This window comes from Chryseobacterium capnotolerans, assembly GCF_021278965.1.
Lineage (GTDB): Bacteria > Bacteroidota > Bacteroidia > Flavobacteriales > Weeksellaceae > Chryseobacterium > Chryseobacterium capnotolerans.
In genome coordinates this window covers 4,271,046-4,295,117 of sequence record NZ_CP065589.1, presented here as the reverse complement: position 1 = coordinate 4,295,117, position 24,072 = coordinate 4,271,046, and the positions used below count along the sequence as shown (strand labels likewise).

General features: G+C 35.2%; 23 protein-coding genes and 1 pseudogene. 15 read left to right on the top strand and 9 right to left on the bottom strand.

Going from position 1 to position 24,072, the window contains the following annotated elements; translation table 11 throughout:
• Window position 1: 1 nt before the first annotated feature.
• Window positions 2–247 carry a hypothetical protein gene (locus H5J24_RS26265; RefSeq protein WP_429831808.1) on the top strand — a complete coding sequence of 82 codons (246 nt, stop codon included), beginning with the start codon at window positions 2–4 and terminating at the stop codon, window positions 245–247.
• Window positions 226–1,755, top strand: a complete 1,530-nt coding sequence (locus H5J24_RS20590) for a discoidin domain-containing protein (protein ID WP_429831806.1) — start codon at window positions 226–228, stop codon at window positions 1,753–1,755. Before H5J24_RS26265 ends, H5J24_RS20590 begins: the two co-directional genes overlap by 22 nt.
• A 49-nt stretch (window positions 1,756–1,804) precedes the next feature.
• Here H5J24_RS20590 and H5J24_RS20585 read toward each other — a convergent pair whose 3' ends face one another.
• The 6 genes from H5J24_RS20585 to recJ form a co-directional block, all read right to left on the bottom strand.
• Entirely contained in the window at window positions 1,805–2,659 is an 855-nt protein-coding gene (locus tag H5J24_RS20585; RefSeq protein WP_068940228.1) for an alpha/beta hydrolase, read from the bottom strand.
• Between the two features lie 81 nt (window positions 2,660–2,740).
• Window positions 2,741–4,999 (bottom strand): TonB-dependent receptor domain-containing protein, encoded by a 2,259-nt coding sequence (locus H5J24_RS20580; protein WP_232815820.1) that lies wholly within the window; start codon window positions 4,997–4,999, stop codon window positions 2,741–2,743.
• Between the two features lie 44 nt (window positions 5,000–5,043).
• The gene (locus H5J24_RS20575) at window positions 5,044–7,320 is read right to left on the bottom strand and encodes an outer membrane beta-barrel family protein (RefSeq protein WP_068940223.1); all 2,277 of its coding nucleotides are present in this window, start codon (window positions 7,318–7,320) and stop codon (window positions 5,044–5,046) included.
• A gap of 243 nt (window positions 7,321–7,563) precedes the next feature.
• A complete protein-coding gene (locus H5J24_RS20570; protein WP_068940221.1) occupies window positions 7,564–7,902 on the bottom strand; it encodes a DUF3817 domain-containing protein in 339 nt (112 codons plus the stop codon).
• Between the two features lie 86 nt (window positions 7,903–7,988).
• Window positions 7,989–8,573 carry a nicotinate (nicotinamide) nucleotide adenylyltransferase gene (gene nadD / locus H5J24_RS20565; RefSeq protein ID WP_068940220.1) on the bottom strand — a complete coding sequence of 195 codons (585 nt, stop codon included), beginning with the start codon at window positions 8,571–8,573 and terminating at the stop codon, window positions 7,989–7,991.
• Between the two features lie 40 nt (window positions 8,574–8,613).
• Window positions 8,614–10,326, bottom strand: coding sequence for a single-stranded-DNA-specific exonuclease RecJ (recJ, locus tag H5J24_RS20560; RefSeq protein ID WP_068940218.1), 1,713 nt, complete (start codon window positions 10,324–10,326; stop codon window positions 8,614–8,616).
• Window positions 10,327–10,435: 109 nt separating this feature from the next.
• Here recJ and H5J24_RS20555 point away from each other — a divergent pair, with 109 nt between their 5' ends.
• A complete protein-coding gene (locus H5J24_RS20555; protein WP_068940887.1) occupies window positions 10,436–11,245 on the top strand; it encodes a M48 family metallopeptidase in 810 nt (269 codons plus the stop codon).
• 77 nt (window positions 11,246–11,322) lie between these two features.
• On the opposite strand, the gene H5J24_RS20550 is transcribed toward H5J24_RS20555, so the two are convergent.
• Entirely contained in the window at window positions 11,323–12,945 is a 1,623-nt protein-coding gene (locus H5J24_RS20550) for an ABC-F family ATP-binding cassette domain-containing protein (protein WP_065395941.1), read from the bottom strand.
• Window positions 12,946–13,066: 121 nt separating this feature from the next.
• Here H5J24_RS20550 and smpB point away from each other — a divergent pair, with 121 nt between their 5' ends.
• The 6 genes from smpB (at window position 13,067) to H5J24_RS25730 (ending at window position 17,872) form a co-directional block, all read left to right on the top strand.
• The gene (gene smpB, locus H5J24_RS20545; RefSeq protein WP_068940217.1) at window positions 13,067–13,525 is read left to right on the top strand and encodes an SsrA-binding protein SmpB; all 459 of its coding nucleotides are present in this window, start codon (window positions 13,067–13,069) and stop codon (window positions 13,523–13,525) included.
• Between the two features lie 77 nt (window positions 13,526–13,602).
• Window positions 13,603–15,105 carry an OmpA family protein gene (locus H5J24_RS20540; RefSeq protein WP_068940216.1) on the top strand — a complete coding sequence of 501 codons (1,503 nt, stop codon included), beginning with the start codon at window positions 13,603–13,605 and terminating at the stop codon, window positions 15,103–15,105.
• 95 nt (window positions 15,106–15,200) lie between these two features.
• Complete coding sequence (locus H5J24_RS20535; RefSeq protein WP_068940215.1) at window positions 15,201–15,941, top strand: YebC/PmpR family DNA-binding transcriptional regulator; 741 nt, start codon at window positions 15,201–15,203, stop codon at window positions 15,939–15,941.
• Between the two features lie 136 nt (window positions 15,942–16,077).
• Window positions 16,078–16,902, top strand: a complete 825-nt coding sequence (locus H5J24_RS20530) for a UDP-2,3-diacylglucosamine diphosphatase (RefSeq protein WP_068940214.1) — start codon at window positions 16,078–16,080, stop codon at window positions 16,900–16,902.
• Window positions 16,902–17,495 (top strand): glycosyltransferase family protein, encoded by a 594-nt coding sequence (locus H5J24_RS25735; protein ID WP_283250736.1) that lies wholly within the window; start codon window positions 16,902–16,904, stop codon window positions 17,493–17,495. The genes H5J24_RS20530 and H5J24_RS25735 overlap by 1 nt, the downstream gene beginning before the upstream one ends.
• A complete protein-coding gene (locus H5J24_RS25730; RefSeq protein WP_283250735.1) occupies window positions 17,447–17,872 on the top strand; it encodes a glycosyltransferase family protein in 426 nt (141 codons plus the stop codon). Before H5J24_RS25735 ends, H5J24_RS25730 begins: the two co-directional genes overlap by 49 nt.
• Here H5J24_RS25730 and H5J24_RS20520 read toward each other — a convergent pair.
• Window positions 17,861–18,151 carry a GNAT family N-acetyltransferase gene (locus H5J24_RS20520; protein ID WP_068940209.1) on the bottom strand — a complete coding sequence of 97 codons (291 nt, stop codon included), beginning with the start codon at window positions 18,149–18,151 and terminating at the stop codon, window positions 17,861–17,863. The genes H5J24_RS25730 and H5J24_RS20520 overlap by 12 nt on opposite strands.
• A gap of 122 nt (window positions 18,152–18,273) precedes the next feature.
• On the bottom strand, window positions 18,274–19,023 hold the full coding sequence (locus H5J24_RS20515; RefSeq protein ID WP_068940207.1) for an RDD family protein: 750 nt from the start codon (window positions 19,021–19,023) through the stop codon (window positions 18,274–18,276).
• Window positions 19,024–19,050: 27 nt separating this feature from the next.
• Between H5J24_RS20515 and H5J24_RS20510 the strand changes: the two are divergent.
• From H5J24_RS20510 to H5J24_RS20485, 6 genes and pseudogenes are all read left to right on the top strand, one after another.
• Window positions 19,051–20,033: pseudogene (locus tag H5J24_RS20510) on the top strand (stage II sporulation protein M).
• Window positions 20,017–20,889 (top strand): DUF4013 domain-containing protein, encoded by an 873-nt coding sequence (locus H5J24_RS20505; protein ID WP_232815819.1) that lies wholly within the window; start codon window positions 20,017–20,019, stop codon window positions 20,887–20,889. Before H5J24_RS20510 ends, H5J24_RS20505 begins: the two are co-directional and overlap by 17 nt.
• 81 nt (window positions 20,890–20,970) lie before the next feature.
• Complete coding sequence (locus H5J24_RS20500) at window positions 20,971–21,132, top strand: hypothetical protein (RefSeq protein WP_232815818.1); 162 nt, start codon at window positions 20,971–20,973, stop codon at window positions 21,130–21,132.
• Window positions 21,133–21,235: 103 nt separating this feature from the next.
• Entirely contained in the window at window positions 21,236–21,751 is a 516-nt protein-coding gene (locus H5J24_RS20495; protein WP_232815817.1) for a DUF4129 domain-containing protein, read from the top strand.
• 11 nt (window positions 21,752–21,762) lie between these two features.
• Window positions 21,763–22,920: a hypothetical protein gene (locus H5J24_RS20490; protein ID WP_068940200.1), complete on the top strand. Its 1,158-nt coding sequence runs from the start codon at window positions 21,763–21,765 to the stop codon at window positions 22,918–22,920.
• 65 nt (window positions 22,921–22,985) lie between these two features.
• On the top strand, window positions 22,986–24,017 hold the full coding sequence (locus tag H5J24_RS20485) for an AAA family ATPase (protein ID WP_068940198.1): 1,032 nt from the start codon (window positions 22,986–22,988) through the stop codon (window positions 24,015–24,017).
• The last annotated feature ends 55 nt before the right edge of the window (window positions 24,018–24,072 follow it).

The following is a 24,072-nucleotide window of genomic DNA, read 5'->3' as shown; positions in this document are numbered from 1 at the left end:
AATGAGACAATACTTTTTATCTTTAGCAATTCTCCTCGGAATATGGGTGGGCGGGCAGCAGAAAACGTTTTGCAATCCAATCAATATAGATTACGGATATACCCCTTTTGAAGTTTTTTCAAAACAAGGAAAACATCGTGCTACAGCAGATCCTGTAATTGTCAATTTTAAGAATAAGCTTTTTCTTTTTCTACCAATCAGGAAGGATATTGGTACAGTGATGATATGTTGGACTGGAAGTTTGTAAAAAGAAAATTTCTAAGAGACAATAAATACATTCACGACCTTAACGCTCCGGCTGTCTGGGCTATGAAAGATACACTCTATGTTTATGGTTCAACCTGGGAACAGGATTTTCCAATTTGGAAAAGCACAAATCCAACCAAAGACGACTGGAAAATTGCTGTGGATACTTTAAAGGTAGGAGCTTGGGACCCTGCATTTCATTATGATGAAGATAAGAATAAACTCTATTTATATTGGGGATCCAGTAATGAATGGCCCTTGCTGGGAACAGAAGTGAAAGTAAAAAATCTTCAGTCCGAAGGTTTTGTAAAACCCATTATTAAACTCAAGCCTGAAGACCACGGTTGGGAACGTTTCGGGGAATACAATGATAATGTTTTTCTGCAGCCTTTTGTAGAAGGAGCCTGGATGACCAAACATAATGGTAAATATTATATGCAGTATGGTGCTCCGGCAACAGAATTCAGTGGATATTCCGACGGAGTTTATGTAAGTAAGAGCCCTTTGGAAGGTTTCGAATACCAGCAGCATAATCCGTTCTCTTATAAACCGGGAGGTTTTGCAAGAGGAGCGGGACATGGGGCTACTTTTGAAGACAATTATAAAAACTGGTGGCACGTTTCCACGATCTTTATTTCTACTAAAAATAATTTTGAAAGAAGACTTGGTATCTGGCCTGCTGGTTTTGATAAAGATGATGTGATGTATTGTAATACAGCGTATGGTGATTATCCTACTTATCTTCCACAGTATGCACAGGGGAAAGACTTTTCAAAAGGTCTTTTTGCCGGATGGATGTTATTGAATTATAATAAACCGGTTCAGGTTTCATCAACTTTAGGAAGTTATCAGCCCAATTATGCTGTAGATGAAGATATCAAGACCTATTGGAGTGCTAAAACAGGAAAGTCCGGGGAATGGTTCCAGACTGATCTTGGTGAAGTTTCCACCATCAATGCCATTCAGATTAATTATGCCGATCAGGATGCTGAGTTCATGGGAAAAACCTTAGGGAAAATGCACCAATATAAAATCTATGGTTCCAACGATGGAAAGAAATGGAATGTGATTGTGGATAAAAGTAAGAATACAAAAGATGTTCCTCACGATTATATTGAACTTGAGCAGCCTGCAAAAGCCCGTTTCCTGAAAATGGAAAATCTGAAAATGCCTACGGGAAAATTTGCATTAAGTGGTTTCAGAGTGTTTGGAAAAGGAGCCGGAAAACAGCCTGCCAAAGTAGAAGGTTTTGTCCCTTTAAGAGCAGATCCTAAAAAATATGGGGAAAGAAGAAGTATCTGGATGAAATGGCAGCAGAATCCTGAAGCAGATGGCTATGTAATCTACTGGGGGAAATCTCCTGATAAAATGTACGGTAGCATCATGGTTTACGGGAAGAATGAATATTTCTTTACAGGTGCAGACAGAACAGACGCATACTACTTTCAGATTGAAGCGTTCAACTCCAATGGCGTTTCAGAAAGAACAACTGTCACAAAATCTGAGTAAATCAAATAAAAAAATAAAAGTATAGCACGTTTTGAGCCATCAGAACGTGTTATTTTTTGTCTGCCTTTTTAAGAAAAGCTTCAATTTTATCAATAAGAAAAGTATTGTTGGGCTGCTTATCCCAATCCAAATGACCGCTATTAAACTCATAAGACTCATGAACAACATTATTTTTATTCAGAACAGAATCCAGGATTTTGTTTTGACTTAAAGGAACCACACGGTCTGTTTTTCCATAGTAAGAAAGAGTAGGGGAAGAGGTTGTATTTATCCAGTGAATAGGACTGGCAAAATTAACTGCTGAGGTTGTTACTGGCAGTATTTTAGGATCAACCAGGTACTTTTCTACAAAAGAATATTCTTCATAGCTCCTGAAGCCTTTATCTGAAAGGTCAGCAGGGCCTACCATATTGATCACTGCTTTTACATTTTTATCAGTATCAAAATGATAAGCATAAAGCATAGATAAATGTCCGCCTGCACTGTTTCCCAGCAGAATAAACTTAGATTTATGGTTGAATTTCTTTTTTAGAATCGTAAGAACACTTTTAATATCGTCTATTTGATTGGGAATAGCATATTGATGTGAAGAAGCAAGCCTGTAATTCATATTGGCAAAGACATGATCCGGAAACTTTTTCATCAAAGAAAGAGTGAAAAGAGAGAGCTGGGATTTGTCTCCACCACGCCAGCCTCCACCATGAATAATAATAAAAACTTCTTTTTCATCAGATGCTCCTTGGTTTGGCATATAAAGATCCATAACCTGTTCCGGATGATTCCCATAATGAACGTTTTTCTCCTTTTTGAAGCTGATATTGTCACCAAGGATAATTTTGTTCTCTTTACAGGCTGTCCATAAAAAGGAAATCAAACAAATGATAAATATGAAGTATTTTTTCATAGAATTAAAGATAAAAAACCTGCTGAATAACCAACAGGTTTCTGTACAAAATAATTTGATTGAATATGATGAAAGATAGTTTTATCTGGTTCTGCTTTTGATAGAATCGGATGCCCCTTCAATATCTCTTACCTTTTTCAGTTTTTTGTTTCCGAAATTGTATGTAAGGCTCACTGTTAAATTTCTTTTATACTGATTCTGGTGGATATAGTTGTAGTTTCCGTTGCTTTGGTAATCATCAATTACTACAATATTGGTTCTTAAAACATCATTTACATTCAGTGCAAATGTCCAGTCGTTCCAGTTTTTCTTGATGCTGAGATCTAAACTTGATAACCCTCGTAACATCCCTAATTCTATCTGCTGTTTATCTATGTAGAAGAAATTTACCCCAAGAAACCACGTTTTCGCTTTATCAAGACGAATGGTATTGTTGGTCTGAATCAAAAGACTGGTAGAATTGATATCATTGACATAAGTTACATAGTTTCCAAACTCATCTTTGAATCGGTCTCCTGTAGTAGGGTCCATATCCAAGCTTCCGTTGTTTCTGTTATGTTGAACACCAATGCTGAAGTTGGTTGTCCAGTACTGTTTAAAGAATGATTTTTGAATTCCCACCATTGCAGACATTTCCTGCTTATCTCCAAAATTGGTTCTTATATATCTTAAAGCTAGATTTTTACCAGTATCCCCATTAGGTTTTTCTGGATAGCCCTGTAGAGGAACCTGAGTGATAGCATCTTTAATATAAGAATGATTTAAAACGACAAAATATGAATTCTTATACATATACATCAGCTCTTGATTATAAGTCGAAGAAGCCTTTACAAATGGGTTGTTTTGTGTATAATTATCATCAGTCAGTTTATTCACAACCGGATTGATTTCCCAGAAACTTGGTCTTCTCATTCTGCTTGAAAATGAATAGGAAATATTGTTCTTCTCATTAATGGCATAGTTTAGGCTCAGGTAAGGTAGAAAATTATTGTAATTTCTTTCAATTCTTTTAAGAGCTTCTGCTCCTTCAGGGGGATTATCCGAAGTTCCTAAGCTGTTGGTGATTTCATATCTTGTTCCAATTTTTCCAGAGAATTTATCCGAAAATTTCTTTTCAGCAGTTAAATAGAAACCATAGATGTTTTCATCATAAATAAAATGGTTGGGTGCTAATTTTGCTGGTTTCTCAGGATCAATAAAATAAGTGTCGCTTTTCGTATCGTTGTCCGTTTTTGTTTTATTATAGTTTCCTCCAATGGAAATGGTGAGATCATTTTTAAATTTTTGAATGTAATCCACCATTCCGGAGAAATTGTTGATAACCTGTGGCAGATCCTGAAGCATTTGTATAGATTTATCTCCTATGTTTCTGCTAATGTCAGACTTATAAGTGATATTATCTGTAAACTGGAATCTTTTATAATTCAGGTAAGCTGCATTTAAATTTAATTTACTCCCTAAAGAATCTGTTTTTAATTCATAATTTAAGTTAAGTGAATTATTATAAGTTCTTGCGTCCTCTTTATTTTTAGACCATGTATAGCTGGGGCCATTTTTGTTAATAATAGTATTAAACAGGCTTACTGTTGAATTATAGCTCTTATTGGCCCACGTATTCCAGGATAATGCTAAGTTGCTTTTATCATTTAATTGATAATCGATGTTCAGATAGCCACCAATGTTCTTATTTGGATCATCGATATCACCGGTTGATTCATTAGATGCACTATCACTGCTGTTTCTCAGAGTGTAGGTTTGAGCTTCTATATTTTCTCCGCCACTGAGGCTGGCACTTATTCCCAGTTTATCTTTTCTGTAATTAGCAGAGAAGCTTGCCTGGCTGGCATTGTATTTCCCTTGGGTATTAGAGAATCTCATATTTCCGTTAAGACCATCACTCATTTTTTTCTTTAAAACAATGTTGATAATCCCATCGGAAGATTCCACCTGATATTCACTTCCGGGAACTGTAATTACCTCAATTTTCTGAATGTTTTCTGCTGGAGTATTTTTCAGGAACTGAGCCAGCGATTCGGCATCCATATTGGATTTTCTTCCATTGATATAGATAAGGACATTGTTTTTTCCTGCAATCTTTAATGTTTTATCATCGGTAGAAGACAACAGTGGAGTCTGTTTCAGAATATCGAAAGTTGTATTTCCTTTCGCTATAGGAGAAGATGCAACATCATATACCAGGCGGTCACTTTGTTTTTTGAAAACCTGTTTGGTGATGGTAACACCTTCTATATTTTTAGTCTTTGTCGAGTCAGATTTCTTTTCCTGAGCAAAAGCACAAGCCCCGAATATGACAGCTATTGACAAAAGTATACGTTTCATGTTTGTTTTTTTAAAGAGTGGTTAGAGAGATAAGTTTTTATAGATTAGGTTCTTGATTTCACCGCATCATTCGCTGATTTCATTTCCCTTGCTTTTTTCAGTTTCTGATTTCCGAAATTGTAGGTTACGCCAATGCTTATTAACCGTGGATAATTGAAGTTGGTGATATTATTATACTTTCCATTAGGCTGTACACCATTTACTCTATAGAAACTCTGGTTAAATAAATCGTTACCTTCCGCAACAATAGTCCAGTCACCAATAATTTTTTTCACACTGACATCAAAACTTTGTCTTACCCCAATTGTTCCACCTTCCATAGCTACTTTGCTTCCAAAAAAGTAATTAACACCCAGAAACCAATCCTTTTTAGAAGAAAGACGAATAATATTGTTGATGGTTGCAGACATATTATAGTTTTTAACATCTACAATGTAAGGCTCCAGTTCTTCACTTTCATAGGGTCCAAGTTGGGAAGTTGGATCCTGCCATACTCCGCCGGTATAAGTAATATATCCTAGATTCACGGAATAGTTGGTGGTCCAGATATCTTTAAACCAGGACTTGTTCATTCCAAGCGTCAAACTGATTTCTCTGTTCTTACCATAATTGGTTCTGATGTATCTCAGGAATCTTATTTTATCCATAAGCATATTACCTGCTTCATCATATACGTAATTACCATTTTCATCCTTTTGCGGAGTGGTTAAAATTCCCTGTAAAGGAAGCAGATCAGAAGCTGCCGCATCATCTACCATTGTATAACTCAGATTAGCATAGAATGCATTTTTATACATATAGTTCAGCTCCTGATTATAAAATTTAGCAGCCAATACAAACGGATTATTTTGAGTGTAGTTGGTTGGAGTAAAATAGGTTCTGGAGGGATTCAGTTCCCAGAATCTCGGTCTTCTGATTCTACTGGAGAAAGTATAACTTAGATTATGATCAGAATTGATGGCGTAGTTTAAATTCAGATAAGGAAGCAGATTATTATAATTTCTCTCAAACCCTGTTTTTCCAAGAATATCTCCGGTACTTTTGGTCATTTCGTAGCGGGCTCCTATTTTCCCGGATAATTTTTCGGTAAGTTTTCTTTCGTAGTTTAAATAAATACCTAAAATATTTTCTTTATAGATGAAATGATTCGTCTGTTTTGGATCCATTACAAACTCGTCATCCATTAATTTATCTTGTCTGGTATCATTATCCGTATTGGTATAATTATAACTCACGCCCATTAACCAGGTTGCCCCTTTAGCTGTTTTTTTCAAATAATCTATATTGGCAGCATAATTATTGATGATTTGAGGCACTGACTGTTGTAGAGCAGAGTATCTCTTTTTATAGGCTTCACTGGAAGGGTCAAGATTAAATGGAATACTTTCATTGAAACTTACTTTGTCCCTGTTAAACCACAAGTAAGAAACATTAGTAGTAAGTTTACTGCCTATAGAATCTGTCTTAATCTCATAATTTAAATTGAAAGAATGGTTTCTGGTTTGGGCATCTTCATGATTAACCGTTCTGTCCATTAATACTCCGTTTTGCCAGTTCGTCATATCCAGTATAGAATTGAAACTCTTATTATATCTCATATTGTAAGAAAGCCCCAGATTTTGTTTCTTACTGATTTCATAATCAATATTAAACCCGCCGCCAAAGTTTTTATTAGGATCATCATTAGAACCATAAGATTCATTTCTGAAGGTAGGGTCTCCATTGGAAAGGGTATAATTTTGTCTTTCCGTCCAGCTTCCCATTCTGAAATTAGAATTTCCTGACCATTTTCCCTGTCTGAAGTTAAAAGAAGCTCCTGCATTAGGGTTGTTGTAGTAAGCCTGCTCATTTTGCATTTTCAACGTCCCATTGTAGCCATTGCTTTTGTTCTTTTTCATTACAATATTGATCACCCCTTCCTTAGATTCAACCTGAAACTCACTTCCGGGAACCGTAATCACTTCAATTTTCTGGATATCTTCAGAGGGAGTAGACTTTAGCATTTCAATCAATGCCTCAGCATCCATATTGCTTTTTTTATTGTTGATGTAAATAACAGCATCAGATTTACCAAGAATTTTAAGCGTTTTGCCGTCAATACTCGAAATCATAGGAGTTTGTTTTAAAAGGTTAAAAGTATTAGTACCTTTTGCAATAGGAGAAGCTGCCACATCATAAACAAGACGGTCTCCCTGTTTTTTGAAAACCTGTTTCTTGATATTGACGGACTCAATAGCATTTACTTTCAAACTATCTTTTTTCTGTTGGGCGGCAACCAGTCCGCTGAAGAATAGAGCTGCAATGAGAATTTGAGTTTTCATGATTATTATATTTTTAGTTTAATAGCTTGTATGGTTTGTTATTTTACATTACAAAGATATATAATAAATTTAGTATCATGCAATACAAAGTACTTAAAAATATTTATAATTAAATATAAAACATTGATTTACAGTTGGTAAAAATTTAAATTAAAATATTGATTGCTTGACCTTTCTGTATAATAAGACAACTGTAACAATAATTTTGTTACAACAAAACATGAAATTTTATGAAAAAATAATTTATTCTCTGTCGAATTTCGCCAGTTTTTTATCTACCCATATTGTAGCAAAAGGAAAAAAAGCAGATAATAGGGCGAATACAAAATCTTCATCATCCCAGTTGTAAATTTTTCTGGCAGGAAGACAGAGTAAAAGATAAAGGGTAAAAAATAATCCGTGTAAACTGCCAATTACACTAATGAAAATAATAGAATATAGATTTTCATCATATCGAATCCAGATCATAGCTACACCATATAATAGAACACATGAAATAGCCTCTGCAAGACAAATCTGTTTAAACCATTTAATAAGTTTTTCCTGAGAATATTTTGAGAAAAATTTTTCGATGAAGTCCATTTTTATAAGCATATTTTGAAAGCTAAAAAGTAAGAGACTTTCTCGAACTTCTCATTTTTGCCCTCTAATTTTCTGGTTTTGCAAAATTACTTATAAAAGTTACTTCCATCCAAATATTCAAAAACTTCAGGTGGCAGCATTGGCCTTACATTCTTATCATCTTTGATCATATTACGAATTTCTGTAGCAGAAAGTTCGATCACTGGAGCTTTGATCAGAGAGATGTTTTCATGCTGAAGATATTCAGAATCTTTCTTTTCCCCTTCAAATACCCTTGGGTAAACAATAATATGATGATTTTTAATCAAAGCATCAGAATTTTTCCACTTGTGAAGGCTGTCCAGATTATCTTCTCCCATAATCAGGCTGAAAGAATAGTCCGGATGTTTTTCATGCAGGTAAGTAAGCGTATCAATGGTATAACTCGGTTTCGGAAGCGAAAACTCCACATTGGAAGCACGCATATTCGGATAATTTTTCACTGCCAGCTGTACCATATCCAATCGGTTGTGATCCTTCAACAAAGACTTTTTGTCTTTGAACGGGTTCTGTGGGCTTACTACAAACCACAGCTCATCCATATCCGAATTTTCCAGAATATAATTAGCCAAAATAAGATGTCCGATATGAATCGGATTAAAAGATCCGAAGAAGAGACCGATTTTTTTCATATTTGTTAGACAGGCAGGATAGTATTACAAAAGAATCTATCTAATCCCTGAACTTTACGTCTTTAATATTAAGATAATGAGTAACATTGCCTTTCCAGTGATTTTCTTCCAAAGTAAAAGCAAGATCAAAATTTTTATTTTTAAAATCTTCTACAAACTGTCCGAGCTTAAAGCCTACACATTCAATATTTCTTCCTGTAGATTCCTGCTTGATATAGAATTTCAGGTGATTATTATCTTTACCCATTGTTTTTACATAACCAGAAAGCTTTTGGTTAGATAAAGTAAAGATGGGTTTCATATTATGAGGTCCAAAAGGAGCTAGTTTTCTATGGAAATTGATAAATTCCCTGTTAATTTCGTCAACGGTAATTTCAGTGTCAATTGAGATAGAAGGCTCTTTTTGATGATCCTGAATTTTTTCAGAAACAATTTGTTCAAATTTTACTTTAAATGCTTCAAACTTATCCTTCTCCATTGAAAGTCCGGCAGCAGCATGATGCCCTCCGAATTTAAGGAAATATTCAGAGCATAAATCAAGAGCTTCGTGAACATCAAAATCTGAAACAGATCGTGCAGAAGCTACCATTTCCCCATTATTTCCATCTGTAAACACCAGCGTCGGTTTATAATAGGTTTCAATAAGTCTGGATGCCACAATTCCAATGACTCCTTTGTTCCATTCAGGATGGTAAACAATGGTGGTATGTTTTGTTTCCTGCTGAGACTCTATAATCTGATTCAGAGCAGAAAGGGTAGAGTTCATGTCCAGTTCACGCCTTTCATCGTTGAGGTTCATGATATCGCTCACAATCTGGTTGGCATGTTTCAGATTTTCAGAAACCATAAGTTCTACCGCTGCTTTTCCATGGGAAATTCTTCCGGCAGCATTTATTTTAGGAGCAATTTCAAAAACAATATTTGAAATTTCAAAATGAGACAGTTTATCTTCCGGGATTAATAATCTTAACCCAAGGTTTCTTGTTTTTCTAAGGGTTTTCAATCCCATTTTAGCAAGAACTCTGTTTTCTCCGGTCATTGAAACAATATCAGCGGCAATGGAAATAGCCAGGAGATCTGTGAGTTCAAATAGCTCGGCATCCGGAAGTTTATAAATTGTATTAAGTCCCTGGCAAAGCTTAAAACCAACACCACAGCCGGAAAGTTCCTTGAACGGGTAACGGCAGTCACTTCTTTTAGGATCAAGAACTGCAGCAGCATTAGGAATTTCTTCACCAGGAAGGTGGTGGTCACAAATGATAAAATCTATTTCCAGACTGGAAGCATAATTAATCATATCGAGAGCCTTAATTCCGCAGTCTAAAGCAATGATTAATGAAAAACCATTCTCTTTGGCAAAATCAATTCCTTCTGTAGAAATTCCGTATCCTTCAGAATTCCTGTCCGGAATATAATAATCCAGATATTTTTTCTCAACAATTTTGCTGAGGTAAAGGTACATTAAGGCAACTGCGGTAGTTCCATCCACATCATAGTCACCATATACTAATATCTTTTCACCATTTTCAATTGCAGTGGCAATACGCTCTACAGCTTTTTGCATATCTGCCATTAAAAACGGATTGTGTATATCGTTAAGGTTTGGTTTGAAAAATTCTCTCGCCTTCTGATAATTGTCAATTCCTCTTAGAACGAGAAGTTTAGATTCAAAAGTACCAAAACCAAGTGACGAACTTAGTCCGTCCACAATTTCCTCATCGGGTTCGGGCTTGTAAATCCATTTTTGACTCATGCTCACAAAAATAAGGAAAAAAAATAGCATTTTGATGGGATAGGGATCTAAGTTTTGACTTAATAATTGTTAAAAATTGATTACCTTCGTGCTCCAAATTTAAATGACTATGAAAAAAATTATCGTATGCCTTACTTTTTTAGGCGCAATCAATTCAATGAATGCACAATTTAATCTCGGAAAAGCTGCCGGGGTTGTTTCAAAAGGGGCAAAAGCTTTAACGTTCACGAACGAAGATGCTATTAAATTGTCCAAGGAATCTGTAGATTGGATGGACAAAAACAATCCAGTAGCAGGACCAAAAGATCCTTATACAGTACGATTGAATAAACTGTTTGGAAAACACAAATCACAAGACGGTCTGAACCTTAATTATAAAGTATATAAAGTAAAAGATATCAATGCATTTGCTTGTGCAGATGGAAGTGTACGTGTATTTTCCTCTTTGATGGATCTTATGACAGATAACGAATTATTGGCTGTAATTGGCCACGAAATCGGTCACGTTAAAAATGAAGATACAAAAGATGCCATGAAATCTGCCTACTTAAAAGCGGCAGCATTAGATGCAGCATCATCAGCATCCGGTGCAGTAGCTACTCTTAATGATAGCCAGATCGGAAAAATGGCAAACGAATTTTTGGATGCGACTCACAGTAAAAAGCAGGAATCTGAAGCAGATACCTATTCTTATGACTTTATGAAAGCTAATAAATATGATGTAGTAGGGGCTTATACCGCTTTCAAGAAATTAGCTTTATTATCGGGAGGAAGTACACAATCCGGTTTTGAAAAAATGTTTAACTCTCACCCGGACAGTGAAAAAAGAGCTCAGGCTATTAAAAAGAAAGCAGAAAAAGACGGATTATGGAAAGATCCGGGAACGGTTGCTCTTCCAACAACGAAACTTACAAAATAATTATTTTATTTATTGTTTAAACGAAAATACCTCAAAGCCTTGCTTTGAGGTATTTTTATATTCATTTGATGATCAGATTAAGAATACATTTTTTCTCTTAATTCTTTTACTTTTTTATCAGCAAGATATTCATCATAAGTCATTTCTCTGTCAATAATTCCGTTAGGAGTCAGTTCAATGATTCTGTTACAGACAGTTGACAACATTTCGTGGTCATGAGATGCCAATAAAAGATTTCCTTTGAAGTTAGACAATGAGTTGTTCAATGTTGTGATACTTTCAAGGTCTAAGTGGTTGGTAGGTTCATCTAATAAAAGAACATTAGCTTTCTGAAGCATCATTCTACTGAACATACATCTCATTTTTTCACCTCCTGAAAGTACTTTACAAGATTTCAAAGCTTCATCACCAGAGAAAAGCATTCTTCCTAGGAATCCTCTTACGAATTCTTCGTGACGCTCTTCATCATTCTTAGTGAATTGTCTCAACCAATCAACCAAGCTTAAATCCTCCTGGAAGAAATTAGTATTATCTAAAGGCATGTGAGACTGGTTTGTCGTAACTCCCCAAGCTACAGTTCCTTTGTCCGCTTCAACATTTCCTGCTAAAATTTCGAAGAATTCTGTAATTGCTAAAGAGTTTTTAGAAAGTACCGCTACTTTATCTCCCTTTTTAAGATTTAAATCAATATTAGAGAATAATAATTCGCCGTCTTTTGTTTTTTCAAGACCTTTTACATCAAGAATCTGATCTCCCGCTTCTCTTTCCATTTCAAAAATGATTGCTGGATATCTTCTTGAAGAAGGCTTAATATCATCAATATTTAATTTGTCGATCATTTTCTTTCTTGCAGTAGCTTGTTTAGCTTTAGCAACGTTAGAACTGAATCGAGCAATGAAGTCCTGAAGTTCTTTTTTCTTTTCTTCAGCTTTCTTGTTAGCCTGAGCTCTTTGTCTTGTTGCTAGCTGAGATGCTTGGTACCAGAAAGAGTAGTTACCTGTGTAAAGGTTAAGTTTAGAGTAATCTAAGTCACCAATGTGAGTACATACTGTATCCAAGAAGTGACGGTCGTGAGATACTACAATTACTGTATTTTCGTAGTCAGCAAGGAAATCCTCTAACCAAGAAATTGTATCAATGTCAAGGTCGTTGGTAGGCTCATCCAGAATAAGTACATCAGGGTTTCCGAAAAGTGCCTGAGCCAAAAGAACTTTTACTTTGTCTTTGTTCTCAAGTTCACTCATCATCTGCCAGTGCATATCATCACTGATTCCTACGTTAGATAACATGGTTTGTGCATCAGATTCTGCAGTCCATCCACCCATTTCATCATAGATTACACCTAATTCACCTGCTTTAATTCCATCTTCATCGGAGAAATCTTCTTTTGCGTATAACGCATCCATTTCCTCCTTTATCTCAAATAATTTTTTATTACCTCTTAATACAGCTTCAAGAACAGTAAACTGATCATAAGCAAAGTGATCCTGCTCTAAAACTGACATTCTTTTCCCTGGTTCCAGAGATACGTGACCTGTTGTAGGATCTTGCTTTCCTGTTAATATTTTAAGGAATGTAGACTTTCCCGCCCCGTTTGCTCCGATAATCCCGTAGCAGTTTCCTTTGGTAAACATAATATTTACCTCGTCAAAAAGAACTCTTTTCCCGAATTGTAAAGATAAGTTAGATACTGTTAACATATAGTTTTGTAAATTTGGCGCAAAAATACGAAAAGAATTTGGGTATTTTGTAATAATATAATAGTCAAGTTTTTAAATGTATGGTATTTTTTATATATTTCATTAACGAAATTTTAAAATAATGAAGATTGAGAAAACAGTTAATATATTAAATAAAAGGGCCCGATTTGAATATGAAATTCTTGAAGAATACGAAGCCGGGATGGTTTTAACGGGTACAGAAATAAAATCTTTACGCTCTTCCAAAGCATCTATCACAGAATCGTTCTGTCAGTTTATTGATGGGGAATTATACATCATCAACATGATGATTGATGAGTATAAATTGGGAACTTTTTACAATCATAAAACAAAAAGGGAACGGAAATTGCTCTTGCACAAAAAAGAATTGCAAAAACTTGAGAAAAAGTTAAAAGATGCAGGGAACACGATTATAGCTTTGAAATTATATATCACTGATCGAGGTAAAGCAAAAGTGCTGATAGCGCTGGGTAGAGGGAAAAAGCTTTTCGATAAAAGAGAGGCCATTAAAGATAGAGAAAATAAGCGGAACCTGGACAGAATATTAAAGAAAAGTTAAAAATCATTTGAAAAACTTTGTATATAAAGAAAAATTATATTTATTTTGCATTATCAATTATTTAATCATTTAATTCTATGAAAAATCTAAAATTAGGAATTTCAGCATTGGCGCTTACTGTTGCCTCTACTGTCTTTGCCCAGACTACCAACAATCCGTGGTTGATCGGAGTTGGTGCTCATGCGGAAAACCACAAGGCAGCACAGACAAGTTTCAGTAATACGTTCTCTGCTAATAATCTAACGAAGAGAATGTTCAATTTGAACAACTTCTCTATTACACCTCCATTATCTAAGTTAACAGTTGCTAGAAACGTTGGTAAAGGTTTAGTTATTGACTGGCAGACTTCTGTTGGGAATGTTGAAAACAAAAGATTCAACATGGGGAAAGAATTTTTCCTAATGACAGGTCTTGGTTTCCAGGCTCACGGTGCTGGTCTTTTATGGAACGAAGAGTCTTGGTTTGACCCTTACTTAAGAGTAGGTGCTAACTATTTAAGACATGATTACACTTCTCTTTCTTTCCCAAGAAATGACTACAAAGGTGAATCTGTTCCAAATGGTAAGGATGGTAACGAAAACGGTAAAGCTAACCACTTTACAGTAGCTACAGGTGCTGGTGCTAACTTCTGGGTAACTAAAAACTTCGGTCTTGGTATCCAAGGAGATTATGTATCAACTCCAGGTGATAAATCTACTGTTGCTAACTTCTGGCAAGCTTCTGCTTCTATCTTATTCAGATTCGGAAACAGAGACAGAGATAAGGATGGTATCCTAGACAAAGATGATCTTTGTCCAGATACTCCAGGTTTACCAGAATTCCAAGGATGTCCTGATACTGACGGTGACGGAGTTCCAGATAAAGACGATCAATGTCCAGATGTAGCTGGTCCAGTTGAAAACAACGGTTGTCCTTGGCCAGATACAGACGGTGACGGTGTTATCGACAAAGATGATGCTTGTCCTACTGTTGCAGGTCCTGCTGAAAACAAAGGTTGTCCTTGGCCAGATACAGACGGTGACGGTATCTTAGATAAAGATGATGCTTGTCCTACTGTTCCAGGTCTTCCAGAATACAACGGATGTCCTAAGCCTAAGACTGTAACTGCTAAAGATGTTGAAACTAAATTAGGAAGCGTATTCTTCGATTTCAATAAAGCTACAATTAAAGCTGAATCTAAACCAGCTCTAGATCAGGCTGCTGAAATTATTAAGAAGGATGGTGGTCACTATCTATTAGAAGGTAGAACTGATGCTAAAGGTGCTGCTGCTTACAACTTGAAATTATCTAGACAAAGAGCTGCTTCTGTAGTTGCTGCTTTAGATACAAGAGGTGTAGATGCTAACGCTCTTAAATCAATAGGTGTAGGTTCTGCTAAAGCTACAATTCCAGCTAAAGCTACTGACGCTGAAAGACAAGTAGACAGAAAAGTTGTTGTAACTGCTATTGAAGATGATGCTCAATGGAATGCTCTTAAGAAAAGAGATTACGATGATCCAACTCCAGTAAAAGTGAAAAAAGCTACTAAAAAAGGAGGCAAAAAAGCTCCTGCGAAAAAAGTAGTTAAAAAGAAAAAATAATTAATTTTTCTAAATAATGAATACCTCCAATTTTTTGGAGGTATTTTTTTTTTGTAGACTTTTAAGTATTTTTGTTGAAAATTTAAAATTTAAAAATGGGAAGAGCATTTGAATATAGAAAAGCTTCTAAAATGGCCAGATGGGATAAGATGGCCAAAACTTTCTCTAAAATAGGTAAAGATATTGCATTGGCAGTAAAAGCAGGAGGAACAGATCCTGAAGCTAATCCGGCATTGAGAAGATGTATCCAAAATGCTAAAGGGGCAAACATGCCAAAGGATAACGTAGAAAGAGCTATTAAAAAAGCAAGCGGTGCAGATGCTGAAAACTATGAAGAAGTTACTTATGAGGGGTACGGACAGGGAGGTGTTGCTTTCTTTGTAGAATGTACTACAAACAATACAACCAGAACAGTAGCAAACGTAAGGGCTATTTTCAACAAGTTTGACGGCAACCTGGGTAAAAATGGTGAGCTTGCATTTATCTTCGATAGAAAAGGTATTTTTACAATCGATTTAGCTCAGGTTAAAATGGAGTGGGATGATTTCGAAATGGAAATGATTGATGGTGGAGCAGAAGATGTAGAAAAGGATGAAGAAGAAGTAATGATTACTACGGCTTTTGAAGACTTCGGATCTTTATCTCACAAATTAGACGAACTTGGAATTGAGGCGAAGAGTGCAGAACTACAAAGAATTCCAAACAATACCAAGGAGGTGAATCTAGAGCAGTTCAAAGCGAATATGAAAATGCTTGAGCGTTTCGAAGATGACGATGATGTACAGAACGTTTATCACAATATGGAAATTACTGAAGAGTTGATGGACTCTTTATAAAAAATAATATAGCATTCATATACAGTTAACTTTCAATTAGTTTCTTTGTAAAAAACTATGAAACGTCTTAATATGTTTTGATATCAAAAATAATAGGCGTTCCGTGCGGCAAATATAAAAGCTGAAAAATATACGGATGAAAAGAAATGTTGAGTTAGTTGTCATATCGGATGTTCATTTGGGAACTTATGGATGTAAGGCTAAGGAATTGCTGAGATACCTCAATTCTATTCAGCCTAAAACTTTGGTTTTGAATGGTGATATCATTGATATCTGGCAATTCAAAAAGTCTTACTTCCCTAAACCTCATTTAAAGGTAATCCGAAAAATCCTTTCATTTGCTACCAAGAATACGGACGTTTATTATATTACAGGCAATCATGATGAGATGTTCCGTAAGTTTACCGATTTTGAATTGGGAAAACTTAAAGTCTGTAATAAAATCTGCCTGACTATTGATCAGAAGAAAACCTGGATTTTTCATGGTGATGTTTTCGATGCATCCGTCCAGCATTCCAAATGGATCGCCAAACTTGGCGGAAAAGGATACGACCTTTTAATTATTATCAATAATGTAGTAAATTGGTTTTTAGAGAAAATGGGTAAAGAAAAATATTCATTTTCAAAAAAAATTAAAAATAATGTGAAGAAAGCGGTAAAGTACATTGGCGACTTTGAACTCACTGCTTCCGAACTGGCCATTGATAATCAATATGACTATGTGGTTTGCGGGCATATTCATCAGCCGCAGATTCGGGAGGTTGTTAACAAAAAAGGATCCTGCACTTATCTGAACTCAGGAGATTGGATTGAAAATCTATCCGCTTTAGAATATCATGATAAGGAATGGAAGATCTTTTATTATGATGACCATAAACATTTACTAAAAGATGATGAAGCGGAGGAAATACAGGAGATGGATAATTCTGAGCTTTTAAAAATTGTAACTAATTTTACTTAATGAAAATTTTGTATGCATTTCAGGGTACCGGAAACGGTCATGTGGCTAGGGCACAGGAGATTATTCCGATACTCAAAAAGTATGCTTCGGTGGATACCCTCATTAGTGGACATCAATCGCAATTAAAGGCTGATTTCCCCATCGATTTTCAATATAGGGGTATTTCTCTTCTGTATAACAAAACAGGCGGTTTATCCTACCGAAAAACGTTTACTGATAATAAATTCATTGATGCTGCAAAAACAATAAGAAACTTGGAACTTTCGCAATATGATCTTATCATCAATGATTATGAACCTTTGACAGGCTGGGCGTCGAAATTGAAGAAACTGCCAATGATTGAACTCAGCCATCAGGCATCCATGAGCTTTCCTGAAACACCTAAGCCCAAAAAGAAAGATTTTTTAGGGGAGATGATTTTAAAATATTATGTTCCCAGTGAAAGAAAGATCGGGTTCCATTTTGAAAATTATCATCCACAGATCAAAAAACCGGTCATTCGAAAAAGATCAGAAATCTTAATCCTTACAAAAAAGGATATTATTTGGTTTATCTTCCAAGCTTTGCAGATGAAAATATTATTAAGGTTCTAAGAAAAATTCCGGTAGAGTGGAAAGTATTTTCTAAATATAGTAAAGTACAGGTAAAAGTGAAAAATGTTGAAGTATTCCCTATTGATGAAATTCAATATCTGAAATATTTTGAAGGGTGTGAAGGAATTCTATGCAATGCCGGTTTCGAAACGCCTGCTGAAGCTCTTTTCATGGATAAAAAGCTCTTTGTGATCCCCATTCATAACCAGTATGAGCAGGAGTGCAATGCCTGTGCTCTGGATACAATGGGAATTCCTAACTCTAAGGTTTTAAATCTGCAGGAAATTATGGAGTGGGTGGCTTCAGACCATCATTTGGTTGTAGATTATCCGGATAATATTGAAGAAATTCTGGTGAAGGATGTCTTAGCTCTTTAAGAAAATATCATCCACATCATTCATTCTCATCATAACGGCTCTGGCATAAGAACAGTGAGGGTAAACATTCCAGTTGTTTTCTCTTGCGAATTTGATGGCTTCTTCTACTAAATATTTCCCCATTCCCCTTCCTTCAAATTCAGGATGAACCAAAACAAAAGAAATAATCAGTTTTTGATCTTCCGGGAAAATGGTATACGTTAATCTTCCAACTTCTTTTATTTCATTATTCAGAGTAAGAACTCCGCCGTTGCCGGATCTGTTGTTTTCAAATTTCATGATAAAAGGCTTAATAGCTAATAAAGATACGAAAAATTTTGAGGACGGCTAAAATGAATTCATTTCAATGGTTTTATTATTCACTATTCACTTGCGAAGCAAAATTGACTATTGACAGCGTATTAATTATCCTTCCCAGTATAATAATTATAGTCTTTGATAATAACATTAATAAACTGCTTTTCCGTCATTTTTGTAGGATCTATTTCCAGTTTCAGGATGCTTTTGATCTTGTCGGAAAGTTTACTGATAATCTGACGGTCACCAGCTTTCACAGCTTTAGTATAATTATCTTTGATGATTCTCATATCATTGTCACTTAATGCAATTACCTGAGGAAATGAAGGTACATAATCCTCATTGATATTTTCAAGGATAGTATGAGAAATATTGATATTGTTTTTTAGAGAAATCACTGCCGTTCCGGAAGCAATATCTCCCAAACGCTGATTGTTTTTGGAAACAATCATTGAAATTAAACCTACCACTCCGGCAAAGGAAACATCAATCATTCTGAATACCCAACGGATCATATAATCTCCAAAACTAGCCTGATATCCATCAATCTTTACTACCCTGATTTTCATGAGCTTTTTCCCTGGAGTCTGTCCTTCCATTAAACTTTCCAAAACAAGGGGGTAAATATAGGTAGGGAACGTAAGAATGATGTAAACGGCCATTACAGACCAATTATCCAGACCATTCAGTAAATATCCCAAATCCAGTATATTGAAAAACAAATAAAGAACAATGACAATGTAAGCAACCCTTATCAGAAGATCAATGATAAATGCAAGCATTCTTTCTCCAACACTTGCCGTATTGAAGTTAATATTTACATTTTGTGAGGTATTTATCGCGATCTGAGACATATTTTTTATTATTTTAGCCTTACAATTATGAGAGAAGTTTATTTTATTAAACAAAATAAAGAAAAATGGTTGGGAATAGAACAGGTTATTGATGGGAAAATAAAAAAAATCCTGATGACCTGTCTTCGTTGTATATTAATCTGATCAATGATCTTTCTTTTGCACAGACTTACTATCCTAAAAGCAATACTACTGTTTATCTGAATCACTTATCTTCCCAGATCTTTCAAAAGATTTATAAAACGAAAAGAGTAGAGGAGAACAGGCTCTTGTATTTCTTTAAAACAGAAGTGCCGCTGCTGGTGTATCAGTATCGGAGATATCTGTTGTATGCTTTCCTGTTTTTTGTTCTTTTTACTTCGATAGGAGTGCTTTCTGCCATGTATGATAAAGATTTTGTGAATATTATTCTTGGAGAAAGCTATGTAAACGAAACCATCGAAAATATCAAAAAGAATAATGCAGTAGGTGTTTACCAGAGCGGAACAACGTGGGGGACCACCATTGGGATTATTTTCAACAATATCCAGGTTGGGGCTAAATTATACATCTACGGAATCGCCGGCGGAGTGGGAACTTTATTTGCTTTGCTCTCCAATAGTGTCATGTTAGGCTCTTTTCAATATTTCTTCTATGATTATGGAGCGTTGAAAGATAGTGCCAGAGGAATCTGGCTTCATGGAGTATTTGAAATTTTCGCTATGGTGGTGGAAGCAATGTGCGGATTGATTTTAGGAGCATCTATTCTGTTCCCGAGAACCTTTTCTAGATTTAATTCTTTTAAAAAAGGATTTAAAGATTCTTTTAAAATATTTTTAAGTACAGTTCCTTTCACAATCTGTGCAGGAATTATTGAAGGGTATGTTACAAGACATGCTTTAAAAATGCCTATATTCCTGAATCTGATTATTATTCTGGGATCACTGGCCATTATAGGATTCTATTATTTTGTATATCCTTCAATAGTCAATAAAAAAACTAATAAACACATCCATGATACAATTTTATAAAAAAAGAGATTTTGGAACTTTCATTAGTGATAGTTTCAACTTTTTCAAATTATACGGGAAAAATTATTTTAAAAACTATATCCTGATTAACGGTTTGCTGTTGATTTTAATGGTAACTGTTTTTATTTTCGGATATAAAGAGCTTTTTTCTCAGATTTTTGGCTCCAACCTAAATGGAGATTCCTATTACTTTGAACGTTATTTTTCAGAGAATGCCGGGATGCTGATTGGAGTAGGAATTCTTACCTTTCTGCTTTTTATGATTTTGGCGGTTATCAATTATTTGTATCCTGTCTTTTATCTGAAAAGAATTGCGGGTGGAGCAAACAATATAAAGACCGATGAAATTTTAGGTGATTTCAAAAAAAATGCAGGTAGGATTGCTAAACTTTGCCTGGGAATAACATTTATTGTAGCACCTTTGTCTTTATTTGTAATAGGATTTTCTTACCTTCTGATATTTGTGCTTATTGGGATCTTTCTTGTTATGATAGTATATCCTACATTGTTTAATGTGATTACATTTCTGATGTATGATTATTTTAATTCCGGCAGAGGCTTCATGGAAAGCTTAAGTTATTCTATCCGTTCCCAGTTTTCCTACCCTAATGGAAGCGAAAAGTCTCCTTATTGGAAATATTGGGGTGGAGCATTTGTAATGTTTATCATTACAACCATTGTCAGCTCTGTCTTCACCTATATTCCGATGATTTTTTTCTATGGCTCCGTACTTACAACTTCTCCGGATGGAAATTTTGAGCAAAACCCTTTTACAGGAGCTTTTGGAATTGCTTTTTTGTATTCTATGGAATTTCAATGCTGCTTTCATTCTTCCTTTCCAACCTTTTGTATGTGAATGCCGGATTGATGTATTATGACAGCAGGACAGATCTTCATCAGAAAATAGAACTTGAAGAAATAGATACGATTGGGATCAATGAATAAGGCTCTTTTTTTCATATTATTTGTATTCTCCTTAAGCTTTATGAAAGCTCAGGATGAAGATTATATGGAAGATTCGCTGTATACAACAGGCCATTATCACAATATGCTGCCGGCGGATTCTGTATTGAAGAAGAATCCGGTTTCAGAAAAATGAACTCTATTCCAAAGAATTTAAGAAAGATATTCCGTCGAGATATAAAGGAAATGAGTATGATTATTCGGTATCAAAGCCCAGAGAATCCTTTTGGCAAAAGTTGTTGAGAAAAGTAGACCGTATTTTACGAAGTATTTTTGGAGAAACGGTTTTTGCAAAATCTTCAGAACTAACAGGAACGCTTATTCGTCTTTTTGCGATTATTCTGGTTGGTTTTCTTCTTTATTTTATCATCAAATATATTCTTGGGAAAGATGGGAACTTTATATTCGGTAAAAAGAATAAAAAGCTCGCTCTGAATGTAGAGGAACTGCATGAAAATATCCATGAAATCAATTTTCCTGAAAGTATTGCGAAATTTGAACTTACAGGAGATTACCGCTCAGCTGTCCGTTATCAGTTCTTGTTCATTCTTAAAAAATTAAGTGATAAAAAACTAATTAACTGGAATCCTGAAAAAACCAATAAAGATTATGTAGCAGAAGTAAAAGCTACCCACCTTAAAAGTGAATTCTCTGATCTTTCCTACATTTTCGATTATGTATGGTATGGAGAGTTCAAAATTGATGAACAGAGTTATCAGAAATTTAAAAATCAATACCAGGCATTTAAACCATAACCCGATTAACCATGAATAAGACTTTCAGAATATATGCTGTGATCTTCATCGTTGTGATGGTTATTTTGGCGTTGCTTGAAGTGAATAAAAAAGAGACTACAGATTGGCGCAAAAACTTTGATATTAATGAGAAGTCTCCATTTGGTCTTTTTGTTTTTAATAATGAAGCTAAAGATCTTTTTAAAACACATCTAAAGAAAATCGATCGTGCTCCTTACGAATATTATAGCCAGCAACAAAAAGAAGCTCATAATATTGTCATCATTGAAACGGATATGGATTCCGAGTCCTGGAAGAAAATCATGGATCAGGTATCTAAAGGTTCTGATGCTATGCTGATCATGCATCGTATACCTAAGGAAATTGCGGATAGTATTGGGTTTCATAGTTCAGAAATTTCTTTTGAAGAGGAAAATGTGCTGAAGCTTACCGATAAGAAATATCAGAATGATTTTATTCAACTGGATAAATTTCCTTCCGGAAGAGGTTTTTCATTTATCAAACCGGGAGTAGAAGTTCTAGGGAAAACAGTAGAAAAGAAAAACACAGATCAGGCTAACTTTATTAAAGTGAAATTTGGAAAAGGAAAATTTTTCATACATAATGAGCCGCTTTTTCTTACCAATTATTATCTATTGAAGCCCGGAAATGTAAAATATGTACAGGATGTATTTTCTTATCTTCAGGATAGAGAAACCATTTGGTTTGTGGAAAATAATACCAAAACTTCACGTTTCTTCATGAGGTTTGTATTAGGAAACCCGGCATTGAAATATGCATGGTGGGTATTCCTGGGTGGACTCATTCTTTTTATTTTATTTAATGCCAGAAGAAAACAGAGAATTGTACCCGTTATAGAACCATTGAGAAATACATCATTGGATTTTGTAAAAAGTATTGGAAATCTTTATCTTCAGGAAGGTGATTTTCATGATATGATGGCTAAAAAAGCTCAATATTTTCTGAATAAAGTAAGGATAGATCTTCTGATTGATACTCAAAACTTAGATGAAGAATTTGCCAAGAAGCTACAATTGAAAACAGGAAAGCCTACAGAAATGATTAATGAAGCCATTAACCTTATCAAAAGAGCACAGGATCCATATGCCAGTGTGATGAAAGAAGACCTGACGAGAATCAATAAATTATTAGACGAGATATTAAAATAAGAGTCCCGAAGGGATGATTTAGCCAAAGATAGAACGAAGTCCTATCAAACCCAAAATAAAAAATTATGGAAAATCCAGATAACCCAAACATAGAAAATCAATCTTCTATAAACCTTAATAAAAACGAAGATCAGTTCCAGTCGAGAATTGATATGATTGAGCTTCGTGCAAGTCTTGATAAAGTAAAAGCCGAAATAGGAAAAGTTATTGTAGGACAGGAGAACATGATAGAACATCTTCTTGCAGCATTACTTTCAAACGGTCATGTTCTGATTGAAGGTGTTCCCGGAGTTGCAAAAACAATTACTGCAAAGCTATTAGCAAAAACCATTGATGTAGGTTTCAGCAGAATTCAGTTTACACCGGATTTGATGCCTTCAGATATCCTGGGTACTTCAGTTTTTAGTGTAAAAAACTCTGAATTTGAGTTTAAAAAAGGACCTATTTTCTCCAACTTTATATTAATTGATGAGATCAACAGATCGCCTGCGAAAACCCAGGCCGCATTATTTGAAGTGATGGAGGAAAGACAGATCACAATGGATGGGACTCGCTATATTATGGAGGAACCTTTCCTGGTGGTCGCAACCCAAAACCCGATAGAGCATGAAGGAACATATAGGCTTCCTGAAGCACAGCTAGATCGTTTTTTATTCAAAATCAATGTAGGGTATCCTAATCTTGAAGAGGAGATTACGATCATTAAAAATCAGCATGAAAGCAAAAAAGAAGATAAAACAGAAGGTGTAAATCGTGTGATCACAGCAGAACAGCTGAAAGGATATCAGCATTTGGTAAAGGAAATCATCGTAGAATCCCAGTTGATGGAATATATCGCGAAAATTATTATCAATACCAGAGAAAACCAATTTCTGTATCTGGGAGCATCACCAAGAGCTTCATTGGCACTTCTTACCGCTTCCAAAGCGTTTGCTGCATTGAGAGGAAGAGATTTTGTAACTCCGGAAGATATCAAAGAGGCAAGTTATGCCGTATTAAGACACAGAGTGATCGTTTCTCCGGAAAGAGAAATGGAGGGGCTTACCGCAGATGAAATTATCCGTCAAATTTTAGAAGGAATAGAAATTCCTAGATAGGTGATAGGTAAAGATTTCTTCTAAAACCTATAATCTACAACTTGCCATCTAAACA

What these genes read in the sequence shown, in the direction of transcription:
- H5J24_RS26265 (WP_429831808.1), top strand. Translation starts at nt 2, where the DNA reads ATGAGACAATACTTTTTATCTTTAGCAATTCTCCTCGGAATATGGGTG.
- H5J24_RS20590 (WP_429831806.1), top strand. Translation starts at nt 226, where the DNA reads ATGTTGGACTGGAAGTTTGTAAAAAGAAAATTTCTAAGAGACAATAAA.
- H5J24_RS20585 (WP_068940228.1), bottom strand. Translation starts at nt 2,659, where the DNA reads ATGAAAAAATACTTCATATTTATCATTTGTTTGATTTCCTTTTTATGG.
- H5J24_RS20580 (WP_232815820.1), bottom strand. Translation starts at nt 4,999, where the DNA reads ATGAAACGTATACTTTTGTCAATAGCTGTCATATTCGGGGCTTGTGCT.
- H5J24_RS20575 (WP_068940223.1), bottom strand. Translation starts at nt 7,320, where the DNA reads ATGAAAACTCAAATTCTCATTGCAGCTCTATTCTTCAGCGGACTGGTT.
- H5J24_RS20570 (WP_068940221.1), bottom strand. Translation starts at nt 7,902, where the DNA reads ATGGACTTCATCGAAAAATTTTTCTCAAAATATTCTCAGGAAAAACTT.
- nadD (WP_068940220.1), bottom strand. Translation starts at nt 8,573, where the DNA reads ATGAAAAAAATCGGTCTCTTCTTCGGATCTTTTAATCCGATTCATATC.
- recJ (WP_068940218.1), bottom strand. Translation starts at nt 10,326, where the DNA reads ATGAGTCAAAAATGGATTTACAAGCCCGAACCCGATGAGGAAATTGTG.
- H5J24_RS20555 (WP_068940887.1), top strand. Translation starts at nt 10,436, where the DNA reads ATGAAAAAAATTATCGTATGCCTTACTTTTTTAGGCGCAATCAATTCA.
- H5J24_RS20550 (WP_065395941.1), bottom strand. Translation starts at nt 12,945, where the DNA reads ATGTTAACAGTATCTAACTTATCTTTACAATTCGGGAAAAGAGTTCTT.
- smpB (WP_068940217.1), top strand. Translation starts at nt 13,067, where the DNA reads ATGAAGATTGAGAAAACAGTTAATATATTAAATAAAAGGGCCCGATTT.
- H5J24_RS20540 (WP_068940216.1), top strand. Translation starts at nt 13,603, where the DNA reads ATGAAAAATCTAAAATTAGGAATTTCAGCATTGGCGCTTACTGTTGCC.
- H5J24_RS20535 (WP_068940215.1), top strand. Translation starts at nt 15,201, where the DNA reads ATGGGAAGAGCATTTGAATATAGAAAAGCTTCTAAAATGGCCAGATGG.
- H5J24_RS20530 (WP_068940214.1), top strand. Translation starts at nt 16,078, where the DNA reads ATGAAAAGAAATGTTGAGTTAGTTGTCATATCGGATGTTCATTTGGGA.
- H5J24_RS25735 (WP_283250736.1), top strand. Translation starts at nt 16,902, where the DNA reads ATGAAAATTTTGTATGCATTTCAGGGTACCGGAAACGGTCATGTGGCT.
- H5J24_RS20520 (WP_068940209.1), bottom strand. Translation starts at nt 18,151, where the DNA reads ATGAAATTTGAAAACAACAGATCCGGCAACGGCGGAGTTCTTACTCTG.
- H5J24_RS20515 (WP_068940207.1), bottom strand. Translation starts at nt 19,023, where the DNA reads ATGTCTCAGATCGCGATAAATACCTCACAAAATGTAAATATTAACTTC.
- H5J24_RS20505 (WP_232815819.1), top strand. Translation starts at nt 20,017, where the DNA reads ATGATACAATTTTATAAAAAAAGAGATTTTGGAACTTTCATTAGTGAT.
- H5J24_RS20500 (WP_232815818.1), top strand. Translation starts at nt 20,971, where the DNA reads ATGAATAAGGCTCTTTTTTTCATATTATTTGTATTCTCCTTAAGCTTT.
- H5J24_RS20490 (WP_068940200.1), top strand. Translation starts at nt 21,763, where the DNA reads ATGAATAAGACTTTCAGAATATATGCTGTGATCTTCATCGTTGTGATG.
- H5J24_RS20485 (WP_068940198.1), top strand. Translation starts at nt 22,986, where the DNA reads ATGGAAAATCCAGATAACCCAAACATAGAAAATCAATCTTCTATAAAC.